23 protein-coding genes and 3 pseudogenes are annotated in these 25962 nt (G+C 56.9%); 19 read left to right on the forward strand and 7 right to left on the reverse strand.

Annotated features, from left to right (window positions below):
* Positions 1–2 precede the first annotated feature (2 nt).
* The 9 genes and pseudogenes from BFE01S_RS06935 to BFE01S_RS44060 all read left to right on the forward strand — a co-directional run.
* Positions 3–521: an aromatic-ring-hydroxylating dioxygenase subunit beta gene (locus tag BFE01S_RS06935; RefSeq protein ID WP_042337351.1), complete on the forward strand. Its 519-nt coding sequence runs from the start codon at positions 3–5 to the stop codon at positions 519–521.
* A gap of 19 nt (positions 522–540) precedes the next feature.
* Complete coding sequence (locus tag BFE01S_RS06940; RefSeq protein ID WP_039334682.1) at positions 541–1791, forward strand: aromatic ring-hydroxylating dioxygenase subunit alpha; 1251 nt, start codon at positions 541–543, stop codon at positions 1789–1791.
* Between the two features lie 411 nt (positions 1792–2202).
* Positions 2203–3435, forward strand: coding sequence for an ABC transporter substrate-binding protein (locus BFE01S_RS06950; protein ID WP_028224859.1), 1233 nt, complete (start codon positions 2203–2205; stop codon positions 3433–3435).
* 53 nt (positions 3436–3488) lie between these two features.
* On the forward strand, positions 3489–4352 hold the full coding sequence (locus BFE01S_RS06955; protein WP_028224860.1) for a branched-chain amino acid ABC transporter permease: 864 nt from the start codon (positions 3489–3491) through the stop codon (positions 4350–4352).
* A 1-nt stretch (position 4353) separates the two neighbouring features.
* Complete coding sequence (locus BFE01S_RS37700; RefSeq protein WP_042337299.1) at positions 4354–5298, forward strand: branched-chain amino acid ABC transporter permease; 945 nt, start codon at positions 4354–4356, stop codon at positions 5296–5298.
* Positions 5295–6038 (forward strand): ABC transporter ATP-binding protein, encoded by a 744-nt coding sequence (locus BFE01S_RS06965; RefSeq protein ID WP_028224861.1) that lies wholly within the window; start codon positions 5295–5297, stop codon positions 6036–6038. The genes BFE01S_RS37700 and BFE01S_RS06965 overlap by 4 nt, the downstream gene beginning before the upstream one ends.
* On the forward strand, positions 6038–6742 hold the full coding sequence (locus BFE01S_RS06970) for an ABC transporter ATP-binding protein (RefSeq protein ID WP_028224862.1): 705 nt from the start codon (positions 6038–6040) through the stop codon (positions 6740–6742). The genes BFE01S_RS06965 and BFE01S_RS06970 overlap by 1 nt, the downstream gene beginning before the upstream one ends.
* A 13-nt stretch (positions 6743–6755) precedes the next feature.
* The gene (locus tag BFE01S_RS41795; RefSeq protein ID WP_080763838.1) at positions 6756–7409 is read left to right on the forward strand and encodes a carboxymuconolactone decarboxylase family protein; all 654 of its coding nucleotides are present in this window, start codon (positions 6756–6758) and stop codon (positions 7407–7409) included.
* Between the two features lie 330 nt (positions 7410–7739).
* Positions 7740–8183 (forward strand): annotated as a pseudogene (locus BFE01S_RS44060) (IS66 family transposase); the annotation flags it as partial.
* Positions 8184–8228: 45 nt separating this feature from the next.
* Here the strand turns inward: BFE01S_RS44060 and BFE01S_RS06980 are convergent.
* The 4 genes from BFE01S_RS06980 to BFE01S_RS06995 are packed head-to-tail and all read right to left on the reverse strand — an operon-like array spanning position 8229 to position 11670.
* Positions 8229–8981, reverse strand: coding sequence for an SDR family NAD(P)-dependent oxidoreductase (locus tag BFE01S_RS06980; protein ID WP_039334699.1), 753 nt, complete (start codon positions 8979–8981; stop codon positions 8229–8231).
* Positions 8969–9976 (reverse strand): NAD(P)-dependent oxidoreductase, encoded by a 1008-nt coding sequence (locus BFE01S_RS37710; RefSeq protein WP_310684759.1) that lies wholly within the window; start codon positions 9974–9976, stop codon positions 8969–8971. Before BFE01S_RS37710 ends, BFE01S_RS06980 begins: the two co-directional genes overlap by 13 nt.
* Positions 9949–10311, reverse strand: coding sequence for an EthD family reductase (locus tag BFE01S_RS37715; protein WP_042337301.1), 363 nt, complete (start codon positions 10309–10311; stop codon positions 9949–9951). The genes BFE01S_RS37710 and BFE01S_RS37715 overlap by 28 nt, the downstream gene beginning before the upstream one ends.
* Positions 10312–10359: 48 nt before the next feature.
* Positions 10360–11670, reverse strand: coding sequence for an MFS transporter (locus BFE01S_RS06995; protein ID WP_028224865.1), 1311 nt, complete (start codon positions 11668–11670; stop codon positions 10360–10362).
* Between the two features lie 574 nt (positions 11671–12244).
* On the opposite strand from BFE01S_RS06995, the gene feaR reads away from it, so the two are divergent.
* Together feaR and BFE01S_RS42790 are read left to right on the forward strand one after the other, a co-directional pair.
* The gene (gene feaR / locus BFE01S_RS42785) at positions 12245–13198 is read left to right on the forward strand and encodes a transcriptional regulator FeaR (protein ID WP_169742601.1); all 954 of its coding nucleotides are present in this window, start codon (positions 12245–12247) and stop codon (positions 13196–13198) included.
* A 338-nt stretch (positions 13199–13536) separates the two neighbouring features.
* Positions 13537–13716 (forward strand): annotated as a pseudogene (locus tag BFE01S_RS42790) (transposase domain-containing protein); the annotation flags it as partial.
* Positions 13717–14180: 464 nt separating this feature from the next.
* Here the strand turns inward: BFE01S_RS42790 and BFE01S_RS07000 are convergent.
* Positions 14181–15056 carry an alpha/beta fold hydrolase gene (locus BFE01S_RS07000; RefSeq protein ID WP_028224866.1) on the reverse strand — a complete coding sequence of 292 codons (876 nt, stop codon included), beginning with the start codon at positions 15054–15056 and terminating at the stop codon, positions 14181–14183.
* Positions 15053–15982, reverse strand: coding sequence for an alpha/beta fold hydrolase (locus tag BFE01S_RS07005; protein WP_028224867.1), 930 nt, complete (start codon positions 15980–15982; stop codon positions 15053–15055). Before BFE01S_RS07005 ends, BFE01S_RS07000 begins: the two co-directional genes overlap by 4 nt.
* 932 nt (positions 15983–16914) lie before the next feature.
* On the opposite strand from BFE01S_RS07005, the pseudogene BFE01S_RS46500 reads away from it, so the two are divergent.
* Together BFE01S_RS46500 and BFE01S_RS46225 are read left to right on the forward strand one after the other, a co-directional pair.
* A pseudogene (locus BFE01S_RS46500) lies at positions 16915–17277 on the forward strand (SDR family NAD(P)-dependent oxidoreductase); the annotation flags it as partial.
* Entirely contained in the window at positions 17190–17576 is a 387-nt protein-coding gene (locus BFE01S_RS46225) for an SDR family oxidoreductase (protein ID WP_169742602.1), read from the forward strand. The pseudogene BFE01S_RS46500 and the gene BFE01S_RS46225, both read left to right, overlap by 88 nt.
* Positions 17577–18513: 937 nt before the next feature.
* Here the strand turns inward: BFE01S_RS46225 and BFE01S_RS07025 are convergent.
* Entirely contained in the window at positions 18514–19260 is a 747-nt protein-coding gene (locus tag BFE01S_RS07025; RefSeq protein ID WP_028224869.1) for a GntR family transcriptional regulator, read from the reverse strand.
* Between the two features lie 392 nt (positions 19261–19652).
* On the opposite strand from BFE01S_RS07025, the gene BFE01S_RS07030 reads away from it, so the two are divergent.
* The 6 genes from BFE01S_RS07030 to BFE01S_RS37725 all read left to right on the forward strand — a co-directional run bounded on the left by BFE01S_RS07030 (position 19653) and on the right by BFE01S_RS37725 (position 25844).
* Entirely contained in the window at positions 19653–20756 is a 1104-nt protein-coding gene (locus tag BFE01S_RS07030; protein WP_028224870.1) for a cupin domain-containing protein, read from the forward strand.
* A gap of 35 nt (positions 20757–20791) precedes the next feature.
* Complete coding sequence (locus BFE01S_RS07035; RefSeq protein WP_028224871.1) at positions 20792–21277, forward strand: aromatic-ring-hydroxylating dioxygenase subunit beta; 486 nt, start codon at positions 20792–20794, stop codon at positions 21275–21277.
* A 22-nt stretch (positions 21278–21299) separates the two neighbouring features.
* Positions 21300–22571, forward strand: a complete 1272-nt coding sequence (locus BFE01S_RS07040) for an aromatic ring-hydroxylating dioxygenase subunit alpha (RefSeq protein WP_028224872.1) — start codon at positions 21300–21302, stop codon at positions 22569–22571.
* Positions 22572–22688: 117 nt separating this feature from the next.
* Complete coding sequence (locus tag BFE01S_RS07045; protein ID WP_080763845.1) at positions 22689–23753, forward strand: Bug family tripartite tricarboxylate transporter substrate binding protein; 1065 nt, start codon at positions 22689–22691, stop codon at positions 23751–23753.
* A 74-nt stretch (positions 23754–23827) separates the two neighbouring features.
* On the forward strand, positions 23828–24292 hold the full coding sequence (locus BFE01S_RS07050; protein WP_028224874.1) for a tripartite tricarboxylate transporter TctB family protein: 465 nt from the start codon (positions 23828–23830) through the stop codon (positions 24290–24292).
* Position 24293: 1 nt separating this feature from the next.
* The gene (locus BFE01S_RS37725; protein ID WP_042337302.1) at positions 24294–25844 is read left to right on the forward strand and encodes a tripartite tricarboxylate transporter permease; all 1551 of its coding nucleotides are present in this window, start codon (positions 24294–24296) and stop codon (positions 25842–25844) included.
* Positions 25845–25962: the final 118 nt, after the last annotated feature.

The raw sequence follows: 25962 nt of genomic DNA on the forward strand, positions 1-25962 counted from the left end.
ATATGAAACAGCGCATTACTCCTCTGGTCGCACCTGTTCCGCGCGACAGCAAACTCGTCTCGTTGGAGCAGGAAATCAGATTCCTCTTCGAGGAAGTGGCGGACTCGCTCGATCAGGACGAGGTGGAGCGATTTCCCGGTTACTTCATCGACGACTGCATCTATCAAGTCGTCTCGCGTGAGAACTATGCGGAAGGACTGCCGCAGGCGGCTATCTACTGCGAAGGCATCAACATGGTAAGGGATCGTGTGATCGCGTTGCGTGAAACACAGGTATACGTCGCGCGCATATGGCGCCACTTCCTCAGTGGTATCCGCGTCACTGCCATCGACCAAGGCAATGTTCACGTGCGCTCGAACTTTCTTGTGACAGAAGCGATGTCCGACAGCGAGCCTACCATGTTTCTCGTGGGCCAATACCTCGATGTGCTGGTGCGCGTGGGAAACGGCCTGCGATTCAGGCAGCGTCTCGCCGTCTACGACAATCACCATATCAGACGTTCGCTGATCTTACCCGTATAGAGTTTACGAGGAGACGTACATGGAACAAGCAATGGCAGAGGAGGTGACGGCACGAGCCGCCGCTCGCCATTGGCCCGACGAGGGCTGGAGCCGTATTCCGTACTGGGTTTATACCGACGAAGCGCTTTATCAGCGAGAACTCGACACGTTCTTCTATGGACCGACATGGAATTATGTCGCGCTGGAATGCGAGGTGATGGAGCGCGGTTCCTACAAACGAAGCTGGATCGGCGAACGGCAAGTGGTCGTTGTCCGTGGAAATGACGATGCAATTCACGTCTGGGAGAACCGCTGCGCCCATCGAGGAGCACGCGTGTGCTGGAAGAACAAGGGACGGGAGGACTCATTTACCTGCCCGTATCACCAGTGGAATTACGCATTGGATGGCAGCCTGCAGGGGGTCCCACTCAAGCGCGGTGTGCTGAAAAAGGGCGGCATGCCGGCTGACTTCGACAACACCCAGCATGGTTTGCGGCCGCTTTCGGTGCATGTTGAAGGTGGCTCAATATGGGCGAGCTTTTCCGGAAGTCCCATTCCGTTTGATGAGTATTGCGGCGAGGAAGTCCTGGCATGTATGCGTCGTCAATTTCCCGGAAAGAAGCTCAGGCTGCTCGGCTATAGCCGGCAGCTGATCCCGAGCAACTGGAAGCTGTATTTCGAGAACCTCAAGGATCCTTACCACGCAACGCTTCTTCATTCGTTCCTCATCACATTCGGTTTGTGGCGAGCCGACACCCAGTCCGAATCGATCCCGTGTGACGAGGGTCACAGTGTGATGGTGTCGCGCAACGTCGGCAAGAAAAAGACGGACGCCGCAGCCGAAATCGCGCGCTTCAAGGAGGCGCTAGAGCTGCACGATGCCGATACCGTGACGCCACGTCCCGAGTTCGACGATGGCAAGGTCATCGCGATTACGCATTTCCCGAGCGTGGTGATTCATCAGCAGGCGAACACATTCGGGATGCGCCACGTGATACCGAAAGGGACCGGGTCATTCGAGCTGGCGTGGACCTTCTTCGGTTATGAAGACGACGACGAGGCAATGACGCGCCTGCGGGTGCGTCACGCGAATCTCTACGGACCTGCGGGTTTTGTCGCGATGGAGGACGGCGAAGTGCTATCGGAGTCGCAACTCGGCGTCCATCACTACGGACATCACAATGCGGTGGTCGAAATGGGGGGGCGCGAAACGGAAAGGCAAGACCACATGGTGACCGAGGTGCTGATCCGCGCATTCTATAAATACTACCGGCGGGCGCTCGGTTTATGAATCGATGCCAGGCGCGGGCGCGATGTGCGGCCGCTGAAACACTCGAGCGTTATTCTATTTCGCAAAGAAGATAATGTCTAAATGCGATCTAGGCGCCCGGCTCGATCTTCTGACCGCTTCTTATCCACTGCTGTTCACTCCGTTTCATGACGGCAAGGGTGACTTTGCGACCCACAGGAAGCTGATGGAATTTCAAGTCCAGAACGACACATTCGGGATGTTGTTCAGCGGTACAAAATCCGAGCCTTCGACGCTTACAATCGCGGGCGCAATGCGTTCGTCAAATGCGCAGTCGAAAGGCACGGCTTGACGGCCTGCCCACGCAAGCTAGGTCAATCGATTAGGTCTAGCGGCCAGATGTTACTGGTTGAGGTGGATAGGTCAGAGAACTTACGAAAACTAGGAGACGACATGGACAAAAACAATCCGCACGACAGCGCACAGGGGTCGCGTCGAAAATTTCTCATGACATCGGGCGCGATCGGCATGGGCGCGGCGCTTTCGGGCATATCTCCCGCCGTGCTGGCGCAGAGTAAAGCACCATTGAAAATCGGCGTGCTCAATTCGTTTTCCAAGGTGTTCGCGGCGCTTGGCGAAGGAAATCTGCGCGGCATGAATCTCTACTTCGAGCAGATCGGCGGGAAGATCGCCGGCCGGCAAATCCAGGTGATTCGCGAAGATGACGAAGTGAGCCCGCAAGTGGGTCTCGAAAAGATAAAAAAGCTGGTTGAAAGCGATAAGTGCGACATCATCACAGGCATCCAGGCTAGTAACGTGGCCATGGCGCTGGTACCATACATTCGCCAGAGCAAGACTTTCACTGTGCTCAGCGGGGCGGGCGTCAGTGATCTGTCGTATATCCATGTGCCGTACTTTTTCCGTAGTTCGGTTTCAACGATTCCTTTGCACCAAGGCATGGGGACGTGGCTATACGACAGTGGCATAAAGGAAGTGGTTTGCACCGCATCCGATTTCTCGGGTGGCCGTAACACCATCTTGGAGTTCAAGAGCGGATTCGTAAAGATGCGAGGTGGCAAGGTCATCAAGGAAATCTATCCACCGCTTGGCAATAACGATTTCAGCGCCTATCTAGCCGATATCAAGAGCATTGCGCCGCGAGCGACATTTAGCTTCTATGCGGGTACCGATGCGGTGCGCTTCGTCAAGCAATACGACGAGTATGGTTTGAAGAAGACCTGCGAAATGACGGCTTCGGGTTTCATGGTCGAGAGCGATACGCTGCCGGCGCAGGATGCATCGGCGCTCGGTGCGATCAGCTCGCTGCATTATGCCGATACTCTCGATAACGCGGCAAACAAGAAGTTTGTCGCCGACTATTTTTCCAAGTACAAGAAATTTCCCAGCGTCTACTGTGAGTACGGTTACGTCGCAGCGCAAGTGATGCATCGCGCGATCGAAGCCTGTGACGGTAACACGCAGGATAAAGACAAGCTGCGCACCGCGATGTTGCAACTCAAGCTCGAGCTGCCGCGCGGGCCATTTCGCTTCAACCCAGTGACGCAAAGTCCAATCCAGAACGTGTACATCCGGAAGGTCGTCGAAATTGACGGACGATTCACGAACCAGGCGATCCAGACGATACCGAACGCAGTTGAGCCGGAAACCAAGCCGGACTTCTCCTAGCGAGAGCTCGCTCGAAGGAGTGTGAGCAATGCACTGTCACTGGGTGAGGAAGCATGGAATTTTTCGTTTCGCAGCTAATCAACAGTCTCGCTTTCGCGTTTTTGCTGTTTTTGATGTCTGCCGGGCTATCGCTGATTTTCGGGTTGATGAATGTGGTCAACCTTGCGCACGGGTCGTTTTTCATGCTGGGCGCCTTCACGGCCTTCATGGTTGAGCGTACGACGGGAAACTTCTGGCTCGCCTTGAGTGTCGCCTGGTTACCCGCAGTGGTACTTGCTGTGCTACTCGAGCGATTTTTTTTGCGGCCGATGTACGGACGAGGTCACCTCGACCAGATGCTGCTGACGTTCGGGTTCGTGTTCGTGTTCGGCGATCTGGCCAAGTTCGTATGGGGACCAGAGATCCGAAGCGTTGCACCGCCGGAGTTGCTGCGTCATGCGGTACATTTGGGCGGCACGAGCGTTCCGAGCTATCGACTCTTCATTGTCGTCGTTGGGTTTGTGATCGCGATCGCGCTGTGGCTGTTCCTAGAGCGCAGTCGCATCGGCGCAATGATCCGCGCCAGCGTCGATGATGCAGAGACGGCTTCAGGTATCGGCATTAACGTGCGCCTGCTGTTCGGTGGCGCGTTTGCGCTAGGCGCCGCACTGGCTGCTTTTGGCGGCATCATTGCGAGTCCGGTAATGGGCGCCTATCTGGGGCTCGACATTGAAATCCTCGTGCCGGCGTTCATTGTTGTAGTGATCGGTGGGATGGGCAACCTTAAGGGTGCGCTCATCGCCAGCATCTTCGTCGCGCTCGTGCAGACTTTCGGGAACGCTTATTTCCCGCAATTTTCGTTGTTCTCAATCTATCTATTGATGATTGTGGTGCTGATCGTGCGGCCGCGTGGCCTCTTCGGTGCGTTGAAGGGATGACATGAAATACACTCGCGAAGCCTGTTACTGCGTCGTTGCGGTGCTACTAATCGCCGTCGTGCCGTGGACGGGAAGCTATTTTACCGGCGTGGTTTCTGAAGTGCTTATTTACGGCATTTTTGCTATGAGCCTCGGTCTGCTGATTGGTTATACCGGCATGATGTCATTCGGCCACGCCGCATTCTTTGGCATTGCGGCCTACACGGTCGCGATTCTCGGTGTGCAGTTCGGCTGGTCGGGATGGATTGGTTTGCCCATCGCGGTGGCGGTGTCCGGTGCAGCTGCGGCATTGGTTGGGCTGTTCTGCGTACGGGTGAGTGGCATTCCGTTCCTGATGCTGACGATGGCGTTCTCGCAACTGTTCTATTCAATCTCGTTGCAGTGGCGCACCGTAACGGGGGGCTCGGATGGCTTGTCCGGGTTTGAGCGCCCGACACTCTTTGGTCTGAGTCTAGACAGCGGCAATAGCTTGTACTACCTGATCTTGGTGTCTTTCGGCATGGTTGTGCTGCTGCTGATGAAGCTGGTACGCTCGCCGCTCGGCTCGATCTTCGTCGGCATTCGCGACAACGAAAGCCGGATGCGCGCGATCGGTTACCCGGTGCGCTGGTTCAAGCTGGTGTCATTCACCATCGCAGGGATGATCGCGGGGTTCGCAGGTGGCTTGTATGCATTTTTCAATACCTACGTGTCAAGCGACATTCTGCATTGGTCCTTGTCAGGCGACGTGATCGTGATGGCCGTATTGGGCGGGGTACAGACCATCCTCGGCCCCGCGATCGGAGCGGGCATCTTTCTTATCCTGAAAAATCTGGTCAGCTCGCATACCGCTTACTGGATGTTCTGGATCGGCGTGGTGTTCATCGCCACTGTTATGTTCATGCGCGAAGGGCTTTGGGGTTTCGCGGCGCGGACGATCGAACGGCTTTCGGGGAAACAAGGATGACGCTACTTCAGATAGAACACGTCTCGAAAGCATTTGGCGAACTGGTGGTAACCAAGGACGCCTGCCTATCGGTTCCGGCAGGCGAGCGGCACGTCATCATCGGTCCCAATGGTGCGGGTAAGTCGAGCTTGGTGCATCAGATCACGGGGCAATTGCGTCCCACTTCCGGTGCGATCAAATTCAAGGGGCGAGACATCACCGGCGCGCGCCCGGATAAGATCTGCCAATGGGGCATCGGCCGCACCTTTCAAAAGAACAATCTGTTCCGTTCGCTGAGCGTGCGCGAGAACGTGCGGTTGGCCGTGCAGGCCAAATGCGGCGGATGGTACCAACCGCTGCGCAGCGCCGCCTCGCGCCATGAACAGCATCGCCGCGCCGACGAGTTGCTCGAGCAGGTCCATCTGACCGAGGGGCATAAACGCTCGGTATCGGCGCTTTCGTATGGCGAGCAGCGCCAACTGGAGATTGCGATTGCATTGGCGGCGGAGCCGGAGTTGCTACTTCTCGACGAACCGACTTCTGGCATGTCGCCAGCCGAAACCGAGCGCATGATCGAGTTGATCGAAGAGCTGCCGGGTTCGATTACCTTGCTGATGATCGAGCATGACATGAAGGTAGTGTTTTCGCTGGCACAGCGGATTACGGTGTTGTACTACGGTGCAATTCTGTTGACCGGCACGAAGCAAGAGGTCCAACAGAGCGAGCGCGTGCGCGAGGTGTACCTGGGAGGCAAGCACTGATGCTCGCGATCGATGATGTACATGCCTATTATGGTGACAGCCATGTGCTGCACGGCGTATCGCTGCAGATTGAGCCCGGCAAGGTGACCTCACTTCTGGGGCGCAATGGCGCAGGGAAGACAACGACCTTGCTTACCGTCATGGGCTTCCTGACGCCAAGAAAAGGACGCGTCAGCTTAATGGGCCAGGATATCTCCGGCATGGCACCGCATCGGATTTCGCGTCGCGGTGTTGGGTTGGTGCCTCAGGAGCGGGGGATCTTTCCAAGCCTGTCGGTGGAGGAGAATCTTCTCGTGGCGGCGCGCGGTGCACACTCGGGAAATGGATCGGGCTGGCAGCTTGACCGTATCTACAAGGTATTTCCGAGGCTTGCAGAGCGCAAGGGCAACATGGGCTTCCAATTGTCTGGCGGCGAGCAGCAACTGCTGTCGATCAGCCGTGCCCTCATGCTCAACCCGACCTATCTGCTGATGGACGAACCGTCCGAGGGTCTTGCACCACTCATCGTGCACGAGATCGTTGAGGTCGTGAAAGAGGTAAGGGCACAGGGAATGGGTGTGTTACTCATAGAGCAGAATCTTTCGGTTGCGCTCGACCTCGGCGACGTTCACTACGTACTTTCGAAGGGGCATGTCTGTTTCCGCGGCGACAGCGAGACGCTGGCGCATGACGAGGCGGTGTTGAGCACGCATCTGAGCGTGTAGCGGACTATCCCGGATGTTCAATCAGGAAAATATGCGCGGACCCCGAAAATTGTCGATGCCGAAAGACGTGCATCCTGATTCGCGTTGCCGTCTGCCCCTTCCTGTACGGGGCGAACTCGATGAAGCCTGCCAGGTCGAATATGATCGGGCGACAGGCAGAGGCACGCTTGCTGGGCTGAGGGGGCCGGCTGGCTTAGCATTGCACAGTCCGGCGACCGCCCCACTGCAGGCCGCGCTGAACAAATATCTGCGCTTCGAAGCAGGTTTCACACCGAGAGTTCGCGAGATCGCCATACTCGCCACGGCGCGGGAAATGGACAGCGCATTCGAATGGGCCGCCCACGAGCCGGAAGCGCTGAAAGTTGGTGTGAGCCAGGAGATCATCGATGCGATCGGGAATCGAGGCAGCCCTGCGTTACTCGATGAGGAAGCGAGTCTTGTGATCGAGCTTGCAAGGCAGGTCTTGCGTACGCATAGGGTGGACTCTGAGCTATTTAGAAAACTGCACATGTGCTTCGGCACACGCAAGCTGATTGATCTGTTGGGATTAATGGGTAACTATGCAAGCACCGCGATCCTGCTTGCAGCGGTTAATATGCAGGTGCCTGACGCATGGACCGCGCAGTTGCCGCTCGGTATCGAAGGCCAAACTACCGGGCGTTGCTGAATGCAATGGCCAAGCGATCCTAACCGATGACGGCCACACGACTATCATGTGCGGCTTCGGCGAAGCTGCGATGCTGCCGAGCGAGGCTCGGAAATTTGCTTATCAACAGTTCTCCATATTTCGCATTAGGCGAGACGCGGCGATGTTTGGATCATCGTGCCGCGCATTGCATCGAAAGTCGGCTACGTGTGGGTTGGTCAATGCGAGGTGCTATGTGAGCCGCTGAACGAAGCGTCTACTACGCTACACGATGGCGGCGGCCAAGCTTCACGCGAACGACATGCCGGTCCGGTGCTCGCGCCGGACAACAAGAAAGCCCGAACGGGCTGACTGTGGGGCTATGTACGGGACGATCACCGATCGAAATCGAGAGCGCCGGCTTCCGCATGGTTTGCATGCTCACCGAATCGGCAGAGCATCCATCCGCAGATCCATCTCGTCGTCTTCGCGGGAATTCTGCAAGCCGATGCTTACGCGGGCTCGACTAGCTGTTCAACGACGACAACATTCGGGAGGGCATGTCACGCTCACCCGAGGACGAAGTTCTACGACATTCATGTACGCACGCTGTCCGATACGATTCAAAAGGCGCTCGATTGCATTGGCGAGCTCTTCAACATCGAAGCTCAAATTCGTGGCAAGCCTGCGGCCGAACGGTCACGAGTTCGGCAAGAACAAGCCAAACCGTTGCTCCAAAGCTATGAGCCGCGGATCAGGGCGAAGGTCGAAACTCTGTCGTCGAAGTCTGATGCGGCCAAGGCGAGCAATTACTCGCTCAACCAGCGGATCGCGCTGACGCTGTATTGCGAAGATTCACAACTAGCTATAGAGACCGCCATCAACACCAAAGGCCTTGGCGGTCACATAGCTAGCCTCCTCCGAGGCCAGAAACACGTAAAACGGTGCAATATCCTCAGGTGTGCCTTGACGTCCGAGTGGAACGGTCGCTGCGATCACAGCACGCTGGACAGTTGATCCACCCATGAAGCTTGCAATCGGATCGTTAAACGGCGTGTCGACCCATCCCGGACAGACGGCGTTGACGCGTATGGCGTCCGGGGCGAGTTCAAGCGCTAACGCGATACTGAACGCGATGATTGCGCCCTTGGATGCGCTATAGGCCGACGCGCCAGGGCCGCCGCGCTGTCCGGCAACTGACGAGGTGTTGATGATCGAGCCGCCTTTGGCCTGCTGAAGATGCGGGACCGCGTATTTCGACATCAAGAAACAACCCCGGGCGTTGACCGCCATCACTCTGTCCCACTCGGCCACATCCATCTCAGTGACGCATCCTGCGACCTGGACGCCTGCATTGTTCACAAGGATGTCCAAACCACCAAGCCAACTGGTGGCAGCGGCGAGCGTGGCGGCAGCGTCACTCTCGCGGCTGACGTCGCACCGAAACGCGCGGACAGCTCCTGAATGCGTTTTCTCCATAGCCTGCACCGACGGCTCATGTAAGTCCGCAATGGCAACGCATGCTCCTTCTTGAATAAAGAGTCGCACTATCTCTCGGCCGATCCCAGTCGCTCCTCCCGTCACTAGGGCGCGCTTACCAATCAAACGGGCCATGGACGCACTCCAGCGGACTCGCCTAAGAATTGTTCTCTGTGCGGCTCGCTCACCGGCTTCAAATCCTGCTCCCAGCTGTCGAGTGCTGCTGTCAGATCGACCGTTCCGCCGAGCCGCTGAAGGGCAGAGTCCCAGAGGCTGTCGACGAGCTGTACCATTGGCGCATTCAGTCCCCGAGACTCTGCGAGTCTCTCGGCAATCCGCACATCTTTGGCCATCAAAGCGAGTGCAAAGCCAGTTTGGTAGTCGTCAACTGCGACCTTGTTTTTCAACATGATCTCAGCCGCGAAGCTCTGTCCTGTCGATTGATTGAAGATGCCGACGGTCTTCGCAGCGTCGAGGCCGAAATGCTTCCCAATAATCATGGCCTCGCATGCCGACGCGTAGGCGGCCGCCGCTACAAAGTTGTTCAGCGCCTTCGTCATATGACCCGACCCAAGCGGACCCGTCTCGCAGACCGTGTCTCCCATGTCCTCCACGAGGGGCCGGGCCCGCGCGAGCGCCCCCGAATCATCGCCCCCTAGCATGATGACAAGTGCGCGTCCCGTCGTGGCATTCGAATTGCCCGGTGCGGAGCCGCTGAACGCCACCACCCGCTTTGAAACAGGCGCATCCAGGAGCGCCACGCCGCTTCTAGCAAGAATGGCACCGAGCTCACGCGTTCCAAACGGTTCCGAAGACGTCATGTCGATGGCGATGGTTCCGGGAGACAACGCCTTCTGGAATGCGCCATCCTGTGCTTCTAGCAGAACTTGACGGACGATCGGCCCCGTCGGCAACATAGTGACGACAAATTCGTTCGAAGCTATGTCCGCGAGATTGATCGTGGAACGGCATCCTTGCCTGCGCGCAAAAGCCGTGGCACGGTTTGCGTCGATGTCGTAGACAGTGAGCTCGTGTCCCGCTGTTGCAACATTTTGGGCGATGGATTGTCCCATCGACCCTATACCAATGAAGCCGACACGCATCATGCACCTCCCTTGCGACTTTCGCATCCGATTGCCAATGAGCCATCAGGCCGGTAGTTCTCCACCTTGAAATGAAACACCTGCGGGTGCAGCCTTGTGGGGAGATTTGCAACGTCCTGAAGAACGGCCAAACCCTCTCGCGTAGTGAACGCCTTCTTCATAGCATCTTCGTCAGGAAAATCTGCCTCATAGACGCAGACCAGATTGGATGGCCCGGAACCAAAACCCTTCACGTCAAACTGATAACGGCAGGCCAGCATACCGGGCGTAAGCGCCGCGATCGGCATGTGGACCTCCTGGTAATACCGGCGGAAGGCACTTGGGTCATCCGGTAGAGGGTGAAGAACGATAAGACGATGCACTGTTGTCTCCTTTGCTGGCGAAAAGTCGGTAGGCGCTATTCGGCTGCTTCAGCAACTGAAAGGCCGCTGATGTGTCTGGGGTTTGACTGAGGACGCCCGCATGACGATAAGAAGAACGATCGATAGGACTGAACACATGGCCATCGTGAAGAGCGCGGCTTTAAAGTCTCCCGTCGAATCGACGACGAGCCCGAACAGATAGGGTCCCGCAAACCCGCCGAGATTGCCGACGGAAGTAATGATTGCAAAGCCGACGGCAGTTGCCGTTCCTGTGAGGACAAGTGGGGGCAGCTTCCAGAAAGACACATAGAAGGACATTTGTCCAATGGTTGCAACGCTCAGGGCAAGCAGTGACCACGCAGAGGTCTTTAGGTAAGACACCGCGATCAACCCTGCGACAATAAGCGACAGTGCAGTAACTGAGGACCGGTATGGGGTGACCTCTCGGTCAGCCCATACGCCCCAAAGGATGACTCCAACCACCGCCGGCAAGAAGATTGCGCCGGATAGTAGGCCCGGCGGCAGCCCTTTATAGGCGATCGTCTTCACGACCTGAGGAGCAAAGAAAGATATGGCGTAGGCACTAGCCGTGAAGGCGAAGAGGATCAGGCACAAGAGGAGCACTCGCCCGCTCTTGAAGGCATAGAAGATCGAATGATGTGCCGGATCGCGGTAAACGGCATCTTCGCGCTCCAACGTCGTAAGCAACCATTCGCGTTCGACCGGACGCAGCCAAGATGCCGTACGCGGCGAATCGCACAGGAAACACATCGCGAGGAGACCGGAAATAATTGAAGGAATGCCCTCCAGCAAGAACAGCCAACGCCAGCCAGAGATACCCAACGTCCCGTCCAGCTTTAAGATGAAGTCGGACACCGGCCCCCCAATGACAAAGGCGATCGGCATCGCGATGACGAATTGAGCCATGATCCGGCCGCGATAGCGTCGAGGGAACCAATAGGTCATATAGATAAACATCCCCGCAGAAAATCCGCTCTCAGCTATACCAAGCAGCAAACGCATGCCAATGAAACTCGACGGCCCGACAATAAATGCGGTGGCAGTCGAAACCACTCCCCAACTCAATACGATGCGCCCGATCCAGACTCGGGCGCCGATTTTCTGCAACATGAGATTGCTGGGAACTTCGAAGAGAAAATATCCGGCGAAGAAGATTCCGCTCGCAAATCCAAAGACCGAGGCGGTCAGGCCCAAGTCTTTCATCATGTGCGGCGCAGCGAATCCGATATTAACCCGATCGAGAAAATTCAAGAAAAGGAGAATTCCCATCTGAATTGGAAGGTGCCGAAAAACTTTCTGCATCGCTTGGCGCTCGATGTCTTTAATGTCTTCAATCATCGACTATCTCCTAAATGCCATCTGCGTGACGCTTCTTTATACGAATTAAGCTATACGGCTCCTTGATGAAGGGCAGGATATACTCCGACCGGAGCACGTGTCTTTTTCTCGAGTGCCAAAAACTTGTCACCAAGTGCCTATTTCGGTCCGGCATGTGACTGGAAGGAACGTCAGCCGATAAAGGCCACCGGGGCGAGAAGAATTTTTTTGTCTGCAAGCGCAAAGCTGAGCGCAACCTGGGTTGATTCAAACGGTACGGGACTTTCGCATGGTGAGGACTAGGGTGCTTCTTCGCATACTCGACAGATCTGGCCGCGTTTCGGAACATGCTGGATGAATGTTTCACACGATCCGCTGCCTCCGATCTTCATCCGCAATAACCCTAATTGTTCCGGTGGGTACCGCTTCCATAATAGTGGTAGCTAACAAAATGGAACAGTTGACCAAGTTCCGTCGTGCACCGGTAGAATTCCCCACTCGTTTCTTGGATCCGTCATCTTGTGTCTTCCCTATTCGCAGACGGACGATGACTAGGGGTGCTCAGTGCTTCGATCAAAAAGGATTCGGCTCAAGAATGCTGACGCAATTCTCCACAAGGTGTGTGCCTCCGTCTGACCGAGCGGAGGCGTGGTCGGAGGCGATCTCATCCATCTGCGGCCCTTTCACAACGTCGTACGGTACAGGTACCGTCGACGCAGAGATCGATTTGCACAGATTCGGTGGCTTGACCTGTGCTCGAGTGAAGCACAATTTTCCAGAACTGAACCGAACGCGGCGCGACGTGGCGCATCTTGATCCGGGCTTGGTCTACCTCGTTCTTCAAATGGTCGGCCACTGCCGGATCGAACAAGGTAGCCACGACATCAGTCTCGGGCCAGGAGAACTCACTCTCCTACAATCTGGACGACCATGCCGTCTGCTCTTTCAGGGGGGATCCTTTCAGATCCCGCTCCATATCCCCCTGCGGCTGATCGAAGCCGATACACGTGTGCGGCTCCCGATAGGCACCGTGATCAGTGGACCGCTGGCCGGATTGATTGGTGCCTACATCAGTACGATCTTGAGTGACAAGCAAGTTTGTAACACCAACGAAATCGATGCCGTCGAGCGCAGCTTGATTCTCCTTCTGGGAAGCGTTCGAATCGCCGAGCCCGCATTGAGTGCGCCGATTCAAAAACGGCCCAACGGCACCGAGCTTCGTTCATCCGTTAAAGACTACCTTGAAGCTCAGTTGTGCGATCCTAACCTTTCACCGGAGAAGATCGCGCGGGGATTGGGGATGTCCGTTCGCAATCTACACCGGCTCTTTGCCAAATCCGGGACAACGGTTATGAGTGAGGTTCTTCGTATGCGTCTTGCGCGATGCGCTAACGACCTCGTCCGAAGCGAACGCGATGCTCCAAGCATCACCGAGATCTGTTTCCGTTGGGGATTCAACGATTCGGCGAATTTCAGCCGAGCCTTCAAATGTGCATTCGGCATACCTCCTCGCGAATACCGTTTAGGGTGGCTGACGCAACCGCAGTAGTGCGCGACGCATATGACGCAGGGAGCCGAAGAAAGCGCGGCGGTACGGATGTCTCGCTCGAAAAGGCCCGCGCAGCCTGCAAGCCAGCTGGGCGTCCGTTGTGCGACACGGCGATGGTGCACCGAGCTGTCCTTCCTTTCAATGCCTCGCTGGGTAATTTCGCGGACGGCCAGCCGAGACAGTAGTAGGGATCGATGTGGTTCGCTTTGCAAGTTCAAGCCTATGCCGCATGCGACATAAGGCCGCCGCGAGGACACGGGGAGGGACTGGCGCTGGCCTGCGCACCGGCGATGGCGTCTGCAAACAGGCCGCCAGAGCGGTCAGGGGGATTTCCATAACGGAGTAATGGGCGCTTGCCTGGGTCGCTGCATGCGGGCGAACGTGCGGCTGCAATCATGAGTCTCATCCGCTCTGCGCGACTGAATGGGCACGAACGCCACGTGTGTCTGAAAGACATCCTGACACGCTTGCCGACACACGGCGTAAGCGACATTGCAGCATTGCTGCCTCAAAAATGACAACCTCTCACGTCTGCCGCGTAGCCCTCCCCTCGTCAAGGCGGGGTCGCCAGTCGCTTACTTCAGCTCTGGCAAATCGGTGACTTTAAACTGCATTTCTCGCCACCTTGGCACGCGTGACGGTTGACGATGTACCGGTAACGAAGCGCCAGCCGAACTTCACCTATCTTTTTCAGCAACCGCGACTTCTACCATGGCACGCGGTACGGGAGAACCAGCGCTTTGGGCTGGGCGCCGAGACGGGCAAGCATGCCGCATACGATGATTAGCGCATACACGATGTGCTAGAGCTTGTGAATTTGAGCGGGTACGAAGGCTTCTATCGGTACCGGATTTCAGCGGGATGCAGCATCGCCTGGGATCGCGCACTTATTCGTGGTTCGTATTTTTTCTGGTTGACGAGCCGATCGGCGTGCTCGACGAAGTGGCTGTCAGGCGGGTGCGTGCCGAGGTCGTCAAAGCATTCATCGCTGCCTGTCGTCACCGTCGTGCTTTCGACCCGTAGTTTCCTGCTCCAGACCGTCTTGAAACGAGGTGACTAGTCGGAAGAAGGTCTCTGGATCATCCCTGAATGGCAGGCTGCCACATCGATTCATGATATGAAAGTGTGAGCGCGCCTGTCCGGCGCGGGCAATATTGAATAGCGCAAGCAGGTGGTCGGCCGACACGAGCGCATCGTCCGTGGTGGCAATCACCTGGATCGGTACACTCAAGCCTGCTCCGCGCGCGCATTGATAGAAGCGTGCCTTAGCCTCGGCCACGCTAGCGAGGAACTTCCGCGCCCCTCCTGAACGTGCCCAACGCAGGGCTGACTGATGCGCGGCCCCGGCGCTCGTCTGCAGCGCGGCCGCGACCAGTGTATTGCCGATGGCAAGCGGGCTATAGGATAACCGTTCAAAGGCCCAGCGCTGCGAGTCGCTTGACCAGCGCGGCTCGGGGGGATGAAGCAGGGTCAGATTGTCGACCCCATCACCGCTTGGCGCAGCCCAAGCACTCGACACGATGGTGAGGCTGGCGACGCGCTCTGGTTGATCTATTGCTAGTAATAAGCCGACCAAACCAGCGAGATCATGCGTGACCAGATGTACGCTGCCGAGCGACTGCTCGTCGAGATGATCGATTACAGCGGCTGCCAAGTCGGTCATAGTCAATGTGTCGCCGATCCGACGACCAGTTCCGCATCCAGGAAGATCGACGGTAAGCGACGGACGCTCGGAGCGGAAGCGGCGCAGCACGTCGCCCCACACATGCGCGCCTGCGCAGTAGGGTGAGACGCCGGGCAGGTTCGCCTGAATGAACAGCGAAGCGATCGATCGTGGTAGCACCTGCGCAGTAGTCATTGTGGGCTCCGGCAACTCTCGATGAAGCGATGCAGCAGAGCGTTGAAGCGCTGGGGATGCTCGCGAAAGGTGAAATGGCCAGCGTCGTTGATGATGCTGAAGGTTGTGCGACGCTCGTGTGCCCGGATCATCTCGAATAGCGCCAGCCCGCGTTCGATCTGCACGGTCTTGTCGTTGGCACCCCAGACGATCTGAGTGGGCCGTTGCAGCCGGCCATCGGCGATCCATTGCAAGGTTTCGCGTTTCATGCGGCTCAGTTGCGGCGCGAAGAGGCTGTTGCCGAGCAGTTCGTCAGAAAATTTTTTAACGCCGACCTGGTACTGTGGCAATGCCAATACTTCCATGATTGCGTCGACCCATTCCTCGGTCACATGGTCCGGTCGCGCGCAGTAGGTTTGGTATACCCAGCGCGCCGCGTCACGCGAGCCCTTCGGGAAGGGAGGCATTGCAAGTACGACTTCGTTGAGTCCCACGCCGGGACACAACGTGCCACTGCTGCAAATGGTCAGCGAACGCACGCGCTGAGAAATTTCCAGTGCGATACGGGCAGCCGCGAAGCCGCCCCGTGAGTGGCCTACGACGTGGAACGGGGATAGATCGAGCCTCTCTATCAATGCGATCGCGTGCGCGACAACGGCTGCCATCGTGTAGTCCGCGTTCCGTATGGGGGGCGCAGTGTGGCCTTGACCAAGTTTATCGAATGCGATTACGCGATGATGCTTCGCCAGTTCCAGGATGTTTCGGCTCCAGACGAATGCGCTGGACGCCGAGTCCGCACTGCCGAAATTGCCGCCATAGATGAGCACAATCGTCTCGGGTCCCGTGCCCTGATCGTAATATCGGGTCTGCACGCCATTGACGTCGATATTGCGTGGCGGGGGCAAACCTTCAGCCCAGTCTGAAGCGCGCGCAGTTTCCTGGTTCATGTCATCTCCTGTGAAGCGGCAGCCTCACGGTGCACGGAATCGACGGTTTGCGTTCGGTGCGGCGGTAGCCTCTAGCGGCTGGAGCGGAGGCTACGTAGTCAACTGTGTTGACATAGCAGGATGGGCAGGCAGCCTACAGTGCGTGGGCGGTTTTTCCGAAGAGGGGGCGTATGGCCCGGAAGTTTCGGAAAGCGTTGACGGACACGACAGCAACCACCTACGGTTGCTGGTGTCATGATGGTCCGATTGGCCGGATGGATGCGTTATTTCGAGTCGCAATCGCCAGTACTTGCACTCGCGACCGCGCGCAGATAGGGGAGCATTCATAGCATAAATTCGATCTCTAATGATGCAGCCGCCATTCTCTGTCCAAAGCACGCGTTAGGTGATTGGGGGAATCACTTACGGTGTACCTGTCCGAATACATTACTATTTATTTTTTTGAGGCCAGTGCAGGGCATCGCAGTAAATCGCATAATGTTTGCGCTGCGAAACATGATTCTGTCCGGCTAACTCGAACGCAGCAATTGATCGTCAAGAGGAAGGTGACATATACAATCAAAGGCCCTTCGTCGGCCCAGACACAGTGATATTGCCCGCCAGCCAACCCCGATAGAAAACCGCCTGGATGATCCGGGCGCAGCAGGAACGTCAGGCCGTGTCCCACGCGCTGCGTCGGCGCAAATTCAGCCGTGCCGACGCGCTCTCGGTCGAACACTTGCGCTATAACCGGCAAACCGAGTAGCACTTTCCGGGACGCTCAAGGAGATGGATTCCCTTCGCTCAACGGCCAGCATTCCATTTCCGTGACGATAGTTGTCGAAGTTAGTATGGCATAGAAAGCGCTCGGGGCTTTCATAACCATCCAAAGCTTAAAGCAATACTGACAGGAGGCGGCAGATGAACGAGAAGGGCGTGGTCAGACTGGTGCCCCGGTGGCAATCGTTTACCGCAATCGACGGACGGACGCAGCCTCGGTCGTGCAGGAAGTGGAGCAAACAGGCAGACGTGCGCTTGCCATTTGCGCTGATGTTTCTATCGAAGCAGAGGTACTCCGCGCGTTCGAAGTAGTCGATCGCACGTTCGGGCGACTCGCAGGGCTTGTCAACAATGCCGCGACGAACGGTGGCCCCGCGCGCGTGGCGGATGTTTCTCGCGAGCAACTCGAAGTGACCATGGCGACTAACTTGATTGGGCCCTTTCTCTGTTGTCGCGAGGCTGTGCGCCGGATGTCGACCGCGCTTCAAGGGCGAGTGGGGCGATCGTCAATATATCCTGTATTGCAGCGCGTATAGGTAGTTCGAACGTTTGGGTACACTATGCCGCATCAACAGGCGCGCTTGAGACGATGTCGCTTGGGCTCGAAACTGAAGTTGCGAGCAAGGGTATCCGCGTTAACGTCGTGCGCTGCGGCGTGATCGACACTGAGATACACGCAGGGCACGGCGAGGACCGCCTCGAGGCTCTGCTGTCGAAAGTCCCTATGCGTCGTATGGGGACGCCAGACGAGGCCGCCGACGCTGTTGCCTATCTATTGGCCCTCGGCGCTTCTTATGTCACGGGCTCGATGATCGACGTGGGGGGCGGACTATAACTTAAGGTCATCGTCGGACAGGACTGGTTCGGCGTCCGACGCTAGCCCACCTTGAAAGGTGCACGAGCCAGACGATATTTAGTTTCTCGATCGAGAGGAAGGGCGCCTCCTCCGTGCAGCAAGTATTTTCTGTTCCTTGCCCGCGGACCTCTTGGATCTTCGACAGGGGCTGCGAATTGCGCGACGGACGGATCGCGAAACCTGCGCATGGCCGCATGAGTAACGCGAACAAGTGCGGCAACTTCAATTCGATGCTGCGTGAGTGGCACATTTTTGTAGCGCAATATCGATCGGGTGTATTGGAGAACCGGACGGTTCAGTTTCAATATGACCGCATGCTGGGCATCTACCCTCACGGAAATCCCCGTAATACCCTGCTTTTCTTGATTGCGTTATCCAGGCGATGCCGTTGCCGATCTAGCGTATCCAGGCGGATCGACGTGGCGAATTCTTTGCCGAGTCGGTCCAGCGAAGACTGGCGGCCGAGTGCATTTAATTCTGACCAATCCCGCCACGCTTACCGCACCTCAATGGCAAGGTCGAGCGCTCGCAACTTACTGATCTGAACGAGTTCTGCGCTCACTATTCTCCGGTTGAGGACTCGATCGAACAGCAACTAGAGGAACGGTGGTTCGGCGACAACCGGCATCCCCCGCATGGCTCACCCGGTTCCGGAGCACCGATGGATCGCGTGACGGAATTGCACCGACGCCTCTAGCGGAACAGGTGGCAAGCGCTTACGACCAACTAAATGAGCGGATCCGGCACGGCGAATCGCGAATTGACAGGACCCTCGTCGACCTTCACCGGCGCTTGTTGGGAGTAGGGGCTGCTACCCCCAACAAGCCAGCAAAAGCGTTTCCCAGAAAACGAAACAATCTTTGTAAATCGCACAATTTAAACGTGTCATGCTCTGGTAGATCCAAGCCTGCAGGGTTCATGTAGCCTGTTCTTGCGTCGACAAAGGGACGTACTCCGTGGTCCGCGTTTTGTATCCTTGAATTTCCTCGATGAGTCGTATCTTATTCTTCTTGCTGCGATAGGCATGCTCGAGGATCAGCGCTTCCGCTCGGGAATGCTCCTGCCGGACAATGGCGGCAAATATATCCTCATGGTCCTCCTGGGCGCGCACTACTCGCGAGGTTTGAATGCTCGTTGGAACTGCGGGCAGAATCACCGAATTAGGGCCGACAAACGGCGCCCGGTTATTGCGCTCGATGGCTTGCGTTAAGGCCCGATTCGCTGCGCCTTCGAACAGTGCCGCGTGGAAGCGGCCGTTAACTTCCGCCCACGCTGCTGCGTCGATTTCAGCGGACGGGTTGAGAGCGGCAGGCACGACCAATCGGCGCCCCGCATCTATTGTGCCTTCAAGTTGACTAATAAACGACGCTGTCATGCCTTTCTGCAACAGGAGCCTGATCGCCAGTGCTTCCAGAGCTCCGCGCACCTCGAGCGCGTCAGCGATATCGGTTATCGAAAAGCGTCGCACCTTAAACCCTCGCGATGGCAGTCGTTCGAGAATGCCCTCTCTCTCCAGTTCGACCAATGCGAGTCGTATTGGCGTGCGTGATGCTCCGAGGCGCTCCGTGAATTGGAGTTCAACGATTCGCTCACCCGGTGATAGCTCGCCGGAAAGGATCATGTCGCGAAGCTGCGCGACAACCCGGTCGATCTGAGTGGCCATTTAGCCCCCTGTCGCAAAAATCATAGTGTAATGCATGCATTAGGGTTTTCCTATGCGTGATTGACCTTGTTATGCGTGACAAATGCATGCAATATTGGATGACGTTGAACAATTTAGTGAGCAACGAAGACCTGTCTGCATGCATGTGGCGAAGTTGGTTGCGGGTCATGGTTCCAATTGCATGCATTGAAGCTTGACCTGCTCTCTGGCGAGGCCACACGGGCCAATGGCGTAGGTGTCGATGCCGCGGCGATGGTTCCGGGTCAGCAGGTCGCTGCCGCGAAGAATGAATGATTCAGCGGCCTTTGACTCGGAGTTTGCGCATTCCTGAAGATCAACGGCTGTCGGCAACACGGCGCCCGCCAGTTCCTAACCGAAGAACGCAAGAGATCATGACAGACCTCATTCATCAATTCGTCGACGTGAGCGGCTCCGGGCCGCGCGAACAAAGCAAATGGCGTTCGATCGTCGTTCCGAAGAAATCTATCGACCGGGAAATCGAGCGATTGATCGATCTGCAACGGCCGGACAATGGTCGCCGCGCGTCGATGATTGTTCATCCAGCGGCAACGCGAATCGGCCAAGGTTTTGCGCCATCAACTGATGTCACGATTAACGTGGTGAATCCGGGGGAGACGACATTCAACCGGCGCAAGAATTCAAACATGCTGGAGATTTGTTTGTCGGGCGAAGGCGTAGCTGCGGTAGGCAACCGCGAGATCGCGGTCTCCAGGTGGGACGTCTGGAACACGCCGGCGATGCAAATCCATTCGTATCGGAATACCGGTCAGCAACCTTGGGTGCGTCTGTCGTATTCGAATGCACCGGTGCTGGAGATGCTTGAAGTGCACTTCGTTGAGGAGTTTGACGGCGACATTCCGCCGTCCGATAAAAAAACGACGCCGGCCGCGCCACGTCCCGGCGCCGCTCGCGCCCGTGATCTGGCGCTGCGCGAGCAGATCGGCGAAGACGGCGCACATCTGCTGGGCTACGAATGGCTCATTGATATCGATGTTGTGGAGTCGAAACCGCTGCACTGGCCTTACGCGAAGGTAGCCGAATATCTACCGAGCGTCGAAGATCTGGCGAGGGGCTATAACGGTCGGCGCCTGTTCGTGCTGTACAACCCGGCAACCGAGCGGCGCAACGGTACGACTCATAGCTTCTTTGCGACCATCTCGTCGTCGCCGCCCAACAATAGCCATTTTGCGCACCGGCATAGCTCGTCGGCGATTAATTATTACCTGCGCGGCAATGGTCACAGCATGGTCGACGGCCAGCGTTACGACTGGAAGGCTGGCGACTTACTTCTTTCTGCACCGGGGTGGGCGATGCATGCGCACCATTCCGGCAGCGAGGCCGTATCCGCGCTGACCGTGCAGGATCATCCGTTTCATATCGGTATAGAGTCGCTGATCTGGCAGGAGCGCTCCTCGGAGCCAATCATGGCGTTGGGAAGCCAGCCCGGCTTCCAGAGCAACCGCGCATTTCTGTAGCTGCTGCCGTTTCCGATTTATACGAGCGACCGACCATGAGTTACTCCCGCGAACACGCCATGCTGCGCAATGAACTGCGCGACTTCTATGAACAATACGCGGTATGTCTGGACGAAGAAGAACTGGAACGCTGGCCAGACTTTTTTGTCGAGGACTGTCGTTACCGCGTGACAGCCCGCGAAAACTATGACCAGAAGCTGCCATATGGCCTGATTTACTGCATCAACAAGAACATGCTGAAAGATAGGGTGTTGGCGCTGCGTCAGACCACGATGTATGAGCCCCGGTCACTGCGCCACTTCGTCAGTGGCATACGCGTGAGAAGGGTTGAGGGAGACACGATCCAGGCTCAAGCTAACTTCGCTATTTTCGAGTCCCTGTCGGATCGTGAACCGACAGTCAACATGGTCGGTCGCTACATCGACACCGTGGCGCGTACTCCGGACGGTTTTCTGTTCAAGGACCGGGACTGTATCTGCGATAACTATCGTGTCCGCACCTCGCTCATCATCCCCGTCTAACAGCCGAGCCGGAGAAAGAACTATGACTGACCTCTGCAATCATCTTCACGCCACTTCGGCGGCAGAAAGCCCAATCCAGATCCAGCGCCGATGGCCGAAGGAGGGGTTCACCCGTATTCCCCACTGGATCTACACCGACGAGGGGATTTTCCAGAAAGAAATGGAAGTGTTCTTTGCCGGGAAGGCGTGGAACTACATCGGGCTGGAGTGCGAGATTCCCGAGTCCGGTAATTTCAAGCGACAGTGGATCGGCACGCGACCGGTGATCATGGTGCGCAAGGAAAACGGCGACATCAATGTACTCGAGAACCGTTGCGCGCACCGGGGCGCGCAGATCTGCTGGAAAAATACCGGCACGGTCCAGGATTTTACCTGCCCCTATCACCAGTGGAACTACGACCTCGACGGCAACCTGCAAGGTATACCGTTCAGGCGTGGTGTATTGGGAAAAGGTGGCATGCCAAAAGACTTCAGCAACAAGGATCATGGCTTGAAGAAACTTCGATGTGCAAACCGAGGCGGATCGATCTGGGCGACCTTCGCCGACGACGCGCCGGATTTCGAGGATTACTGCGGCCCGGAAGTGCTCGCCGAGGTCGACCAAATGTTCCCGGGGAAAAAGCTCACGCTGCTGGGTTACAGCCGCCAGCTGATACCGAGTAACTGGAAGATGTACCTCGAGAACCTGAAGGATCCGTATCATGCGACGCTGCTGCATACGTTCTACATCACGTTTGGTCTGTGGCGAGCCGATTCGAAGTCGGAGAACATGCCGACGGGCGGTGGCAAGCACAGCGTGATGATCTCGCACAACGAGGGCAAGAAAATCACGGAAGCTACACCAGAGATGAGCCGGTTCCGTGGCGACCTCGAATTGCTGGACAAGGAATCCGTGACGCCACGTCGGGAATTCAACAGAGGGCGCGTGGGGGGCGCATGGCTTTTCCCTGCAGCCGCGTTCGGCATCCAGGCGAACTCGCTGAAGATGCGCCATGTCATCCCGCGTAGCCCGACTGAACACGAACTTGTATTCACATATTACGGGTTCGAGGACGACGACGAGGAAATGCAGCGGTTGCGCCTGAAACATGCGAACCTGCTGGGACCGGCCGGATTTGTCTCCATCGACGACAGCGAGATGCTGACGCAGACTCAGATTGGTGTGACCGGCTACCCGGAAGGCAGCGCCATTATCGAAATGGGCGGCAAGGACACCGAGCCGACCGACTATATGGTGACCGAGGTGTTGATCCGTGGCTTTTACAAGTATTACCGCGAAGCGATGGGGCTGTGACGTGCGGCCGCTAGTGAAATCCGGGTGCCAACATATTCGCTGCGCTCACCGCCGCCGCAGACCAAGTCTGCGGCGGCGGGGAAAACGGGAAACGGCGTTGCTTACGGGCGTGCCTTGATGAGCGGAAAGCTTTATCGAGGATGTGAGGAGACAGAGCTTATGTATGTTTTGCCTATTAGGTTGAAACACATTTTTCGCCTGCCGATGTTGCGCGTGTTGGCTGCGGTTCTGTTGATGGGCCTCGCGCTCGTTGATCATGCGTTGGCTCAAGCAGGTTCGGAATCGCGCTGGCCGACCGACAAGGTCGTACTTATCGTTCCAGCAGTGCCGGGTTCATCGGGCGATACCATCGCCCGCATACTTGCAAGCAAGTTATCCGTTATATGGAATCAAGCCGTTGTTGTCGAGAACCGGCCCGGTGCGGGAGGCATCATCGGAATGCGGCAGACTGCGGCCGCGGCGCCGGACGGGTACACCCTCGTCCTGACCGCGACGACAACTGCAGTTGTCATGCCGTATGTCTATCGGAGCGCCAGGTACGATGTCGGAAAGGACCTCGTACCAGTCGCGTTAGTCGGCTACACGCCAATGGCCATCGTAGCTTCAGCCGATTCGCCGGTTAAGAACATTTCGGATCTGATCAATGCTTCGCGTCAGAATCCTGGCAAGCTCACACTAGGCCACCCCGGCATTGCGACTATGGCGCACCTTTCGGCTGAGCTACTGAACCAGGAGGCGGGTGCAAAGCTTTTCGACGTCAACATGGGTGGAGCGACCAATGGCCTGAAGGGTGTCATCAGTGGGGACATCAATTACTACATTGACGGACTTGGTGCAGTGATGCCGATGGTACGAAGCCACCAGGTTCAGGTCGTCACCGTCTTTTCCGACAAGATTCCTGACGAATTGAAAGCTGCGTCACTGGCAAAAGACTCCGTGCCTGGCATGGTCATGCAAGGATGGTTCGCCATTCTGGCACCGGCAGGCACTCCAAAATCCGTCGTCGAAAAGATAAACAAGGAGGTGAATGCGGTGATCACTATGCCCGACGTCGTGTCGCGTTTGCGAGATTTTGCGACTTATCCGCAGGGGGGGAGTGTCGAGGCGGTGGCCGCTTACGTTCAGTCGGAAAAGGAGCGTTGGGGCAACGTACTGAAGCGGGCGAACTTACAGCCGCAATGAAAGGAGTCAATGAAGGCTTGAGCGACGGCTGATCTGTTGGCACTTGGAGAACTCGTGTGAGTGAAGCGCAGGCGATGAACGTCCTAAAGGGATTCAGTAAGGACTACTACGGCGGCGCGCTGATGGCGCTGCTCGGTGTCGGTGCGATCTGGAAAGGCTTGGACTATGAGGTTGGCACTCTTACCCGGATGGGTCCAGGCTTTTTTCCAGTCGGAGTAGGAGCGGTTCTCGCGTTGATGGGCCTCCTCATCGCAACTGGCGCGCGTAGCAGCGCGCCAGAGGTCGCGGGCAGGAAATCCCGTCGGCCCGAATGGCGAGGGTGGCTCTGCATCATCCTCGGCAACGTCGCGTTTATCGTGGTGGGCCGTTACGGCGGCCTGTTGCCGGCCTCCTTTTTGATTGTGTTCATCTCCGCACTCGGCGATCGTGAGAATACATTCGGGAGCGCATTGATGCTGGCACTCGCGATGGTCGCGGTCTGCGTCGTCGTGTTCTGGTGGGCGTTGCGACTGCAATTCCCGCTCTTCCGCTGGGGCTAATATGGAGTTGGCGTTGAATGACCTATGGGCCGGCTTTCACGTGGCTCTGGACCCACAGAACCTCATGTGGTCGTTCGTGGGCGTATTGTTCGGCAACATGATTGGTGTACTGCCTGGCATGGGCGCGCTGTCGGCCATCTCGATCCTGTTGCCGCTCACCTATACGATGCACCCGGTCCCTGCGATCCTGATGCTCGCCGGCATCTTTTACGGATCGCAATACGGCGGCGCGATCGGCGCGATCCTGCTCAATCTTCCGTGCCATCCGCCGCACGCGGTCACTTGCCTCGACGGCTACCCGATGACGAAGCAGGGAAAGGGCGGCACCGCACTTGGTATTACGATGATCGCTTCGTTTTTTGCCGCTTCGGTCGGCATCATCGTGATGATCTTTGCGTCACCTTTGCTGGTTCGGGTCGCGTTCAAATTCGGTCCCGCCGAACTGTTCTCGATCATGTTGCTGGGTTTGCTGGCGGGCGCCACGATGTCCAGGGGATCTGCATTGAAGGGCGTTGCGATGACCTGTGTCGGCCTGCTGACCGGCATCGTTGGTACCGATGTCAACAGCGGCGTGATGCGTTTTACTTTCGGCTTTGTAGATCTGTCGGACCGGATCGAGCTCGTAGCGCTTGCGCTAGGCGTATTCGGGATCGCAGAGTTCCTGCACAACGTGAATCGGCTGCAGATAGTCGGTTCCGAGATGAGACTGAAACTGCGCGATATGCGTCCGAGCTGGGCTGAGTTGAAGCAGGCGTTCTGGCCGATGGTGCGCGGTACGACGGTGGGCACGCTATTCGGCGCAATGCCGGGCACTGGACCAACGATTACGACGTTCATCGCCTATGTGATTGAGAAGAAAGTATCTAAAGCGCCGGGAAGGTTCGGCCACGGCATGATCGCCGGCGTGGCCGGGCCGGAAGCAGCATCGCATTCGAAGACTCAGGTGGACTTTATTCCGACCATGAGTCTTGGCATCCCCGGTGATCCGGTCATGGCGCTGATCCTCGGCGCGCTGCTGATTCAGGGAATTCAGCCGGGCCCGCAGCTAATCACCGAGCACGCAGACCTATTCTGGGGCTTGATTGCGAGTTTCTGGATCGGCAACGTCTTGTTGGTTTTGCTGAACGTGCCACTGATCGGCGTCTGGGTGAGGATGCTGCGCGTGCCGTACCGCTTTCTGTTCCCTGCGGCAATGTTCTTTATTGCCGTCGGCGTTTACAGCACCAACAATGCGCTGTTCGATGTCGGCGAAGTATTGGTGTTTGGTATTGTCGGTGCAGTGCTAATCGCTCTCGATTTTTCAGTCGCCCCAATCCTGCTCGGCTATGTTCTGGGGCCGATGGTGGAGGAGAATTTTCGCAGGGCCTTGATGTTGTCACGCGGAAACATGGCAGTATTCGTCGAGCGTCCGATCAGCGCGGTATTCGTTTGCATTTGCGCTGCGTTAGTGCTGATGCAGTTCGGGTTCTGGCTGCGGCGGATCATGAAGGCAAATCCGGTAGTGCCTCCGCAGGAGGGAGTGATACCAGCATGCTTGAACGAAGATGCATGAGATGAACGTTGTACGTGGATATCAAGTGCAACCGTTGTCTGGGCTGGGTGAGGAATCGGATTCTTGCATTACGCCCAATGTAAAGATCCACATTGGGTGGCGGGATTCTTGTTAAGAC

Source organism: Paraburkholderia ferrariae NBRC 106233, assembly GCF_000685035.1.
Classification (GTDB): domain Bacteria; phylum Pseudomonadota; class Gammaproteobacteria; order Burkholderiales; family Burkholderiaceae; genus Paraburkholderia; species Paraburkholderia ferrariae.

What these genes read in the sequence shown, in the direction of transcription:
- BFE01S_RS06935 (WP_042337351.1), top strand. Translation starts at nt 3, where the DNA reads ATGAAACAGCGCATTACTCCTCTGGTCGCACCTGTTCCGCGCGACAGC.
- BFE01S_RS06940 (WP_039334682.1), top strand. Translation starts at nt 541, where the DNA reads ATGGAACAAGCAATGGCAGAGGAGGTGACGGCACGAGCCGCCGCTCGC.
- BFE01S_RS06950 (WP_028224859.1), top strand. Translation starts at nt 2,203, where the DNA reads ATGGACAAAAACAATCCGCACGACAGCGCACAGGGGTCGCGTCGAAAA.
- BFE01S_RS06955 (WP_028224860.1), top strand. Translation starts at nt 3,489, where the DNA reads ATGGAATTTTTCGTTTCGCAGCTAATCAACAGTCTCGCTTTCGCGTTT.
- BFE01S_RS37700 (WP_042337299.1), top strand. Translation starts at nt 4,354, where the DNA reads ATGAAATACACTCGCGAAGCCTGTTACTGCGTCGTTGCGGTGCTACTA.
- BFE01S_RS06965 (WP_028224861.1), top strand. Translation starts at nt 5,295, where the DNA reads ATGACGCTACTTCAGATAGAACACGTCTCGAAAGCATTTGGCGAACTG.
- BFE01S_RS06970 (WP_028224862.1), top strand. Translation starts at nt 6,038, where the DNA reads ATGCTCGCGATCGATGATGTACATGCCTATTATGGTGACAGCCATGTG.
- BFE01S_RS41795 (WP_080763838.1), top strand. Translation starts at nt 6,756, where the DNA reads ATGTTCAATCAGGAAAATATGCGCGGACCCCGAAAATTGTCGATGCCG.
- BFE01S_RS06980 (WP_039334699.1), bottom strand. Translation starts at nt 8,981, where the DNA reads ATGGCCCGTTTGATTGGTAAGCGCGCCCTAGTGACGGGAGGAGCGACT.
- BFE01S_RS37710 (WP_310684759.1), bottom strand. Translation starts at nt 9,976, where the DNA reads ATGCGAAAGTCGCAAGGGAGGTGCATGATGCGTGTCGGCTTCATTGGT.
- BFE01S_RS06995 (WP_028224865.1), bottom strand. Translation starts at nt 11,670, where the DNA reads ATGATTGAAGACATTAAAGACATCGAGCGCCAAGCGATGCAGAAAGTT.
- feaR (WP_169742601.1), top strand. Translation starts at nt 12,245, where the DNA reads ATGCTGACGCAATTCTCCACAAGGTGTGTGCCTCCGTCTGACCGAGCG.
- BFE01S_RS07000 (WP_028224866.1), bottom strand. Translation starts at nt 15,056, where the DNA reads ATGACTACTGCGCAGGTGCTACCACGATCGATCGCTTCGCTGTTCATT.
- BFE01S_RS07005 (WP_028224867.1), bottom strand. Translation starts at nt 15,982, where the DNA reads ATGAACCAGGAAACTGCGCGCGCTTCAGACTGGGCTGAAGGTTTGCCC.
- BFE01S_RS07025 (WP_028224869.1), bottom strand. Translation starts at nt 19,260, where the DNA reads ATGGCCACTCAGATCGACCGGGTTGTCGCGCAGCTTCGCGACATGATC.
- BFE01S_RS07030 (WP_028224870.1), top strand. Translation starts at nt 19,653, where the DNA reads ATGACAGACCTCATTCATCAATTCGTCGACGTGAGCGGCTCCGGGCCG.
- BFE01S_RS07035 (WP_028224871.1), top strand. Translation starts at nt 20,792, where the DNA reads ATGAGTTACTCCCGCGAACACGCCATGCTGCGCAATGAACTGCGCGAC.
- BFE01S_RS07040 (WP_028224872.1), top strand. Translation starts at nt 21,300, where the DNA reads ATGACTGACCTCTGCAATCATCTTCACGCCACTTCGGCGGCAGAAAGC.
- BFE01S_RS07045 (WP_080763845.1), top strand. Translation starts at nt 22,689, where the DNA reads ATGAGCGGAAAGCTTTATCGAGGATGTGAGGAGACAGAGCTTATGTAT.
- BFE01S_RS07050 (WP_028224874.1), top strand. Translation starts at nt 23,828, where the DNA reads ATGAACGTCCTAAAGGGATTCAGTAAGGACTACTACGGCGGCGCGCTG.
- BFE01S_RS37725 (WP_042337302.1), top strand. Translation starts at nt 24,294, where the DNA reads ATGGAGTTGGCGTTGAATGACCTATGGGCCGGCTTTCACGTGGCTCTG.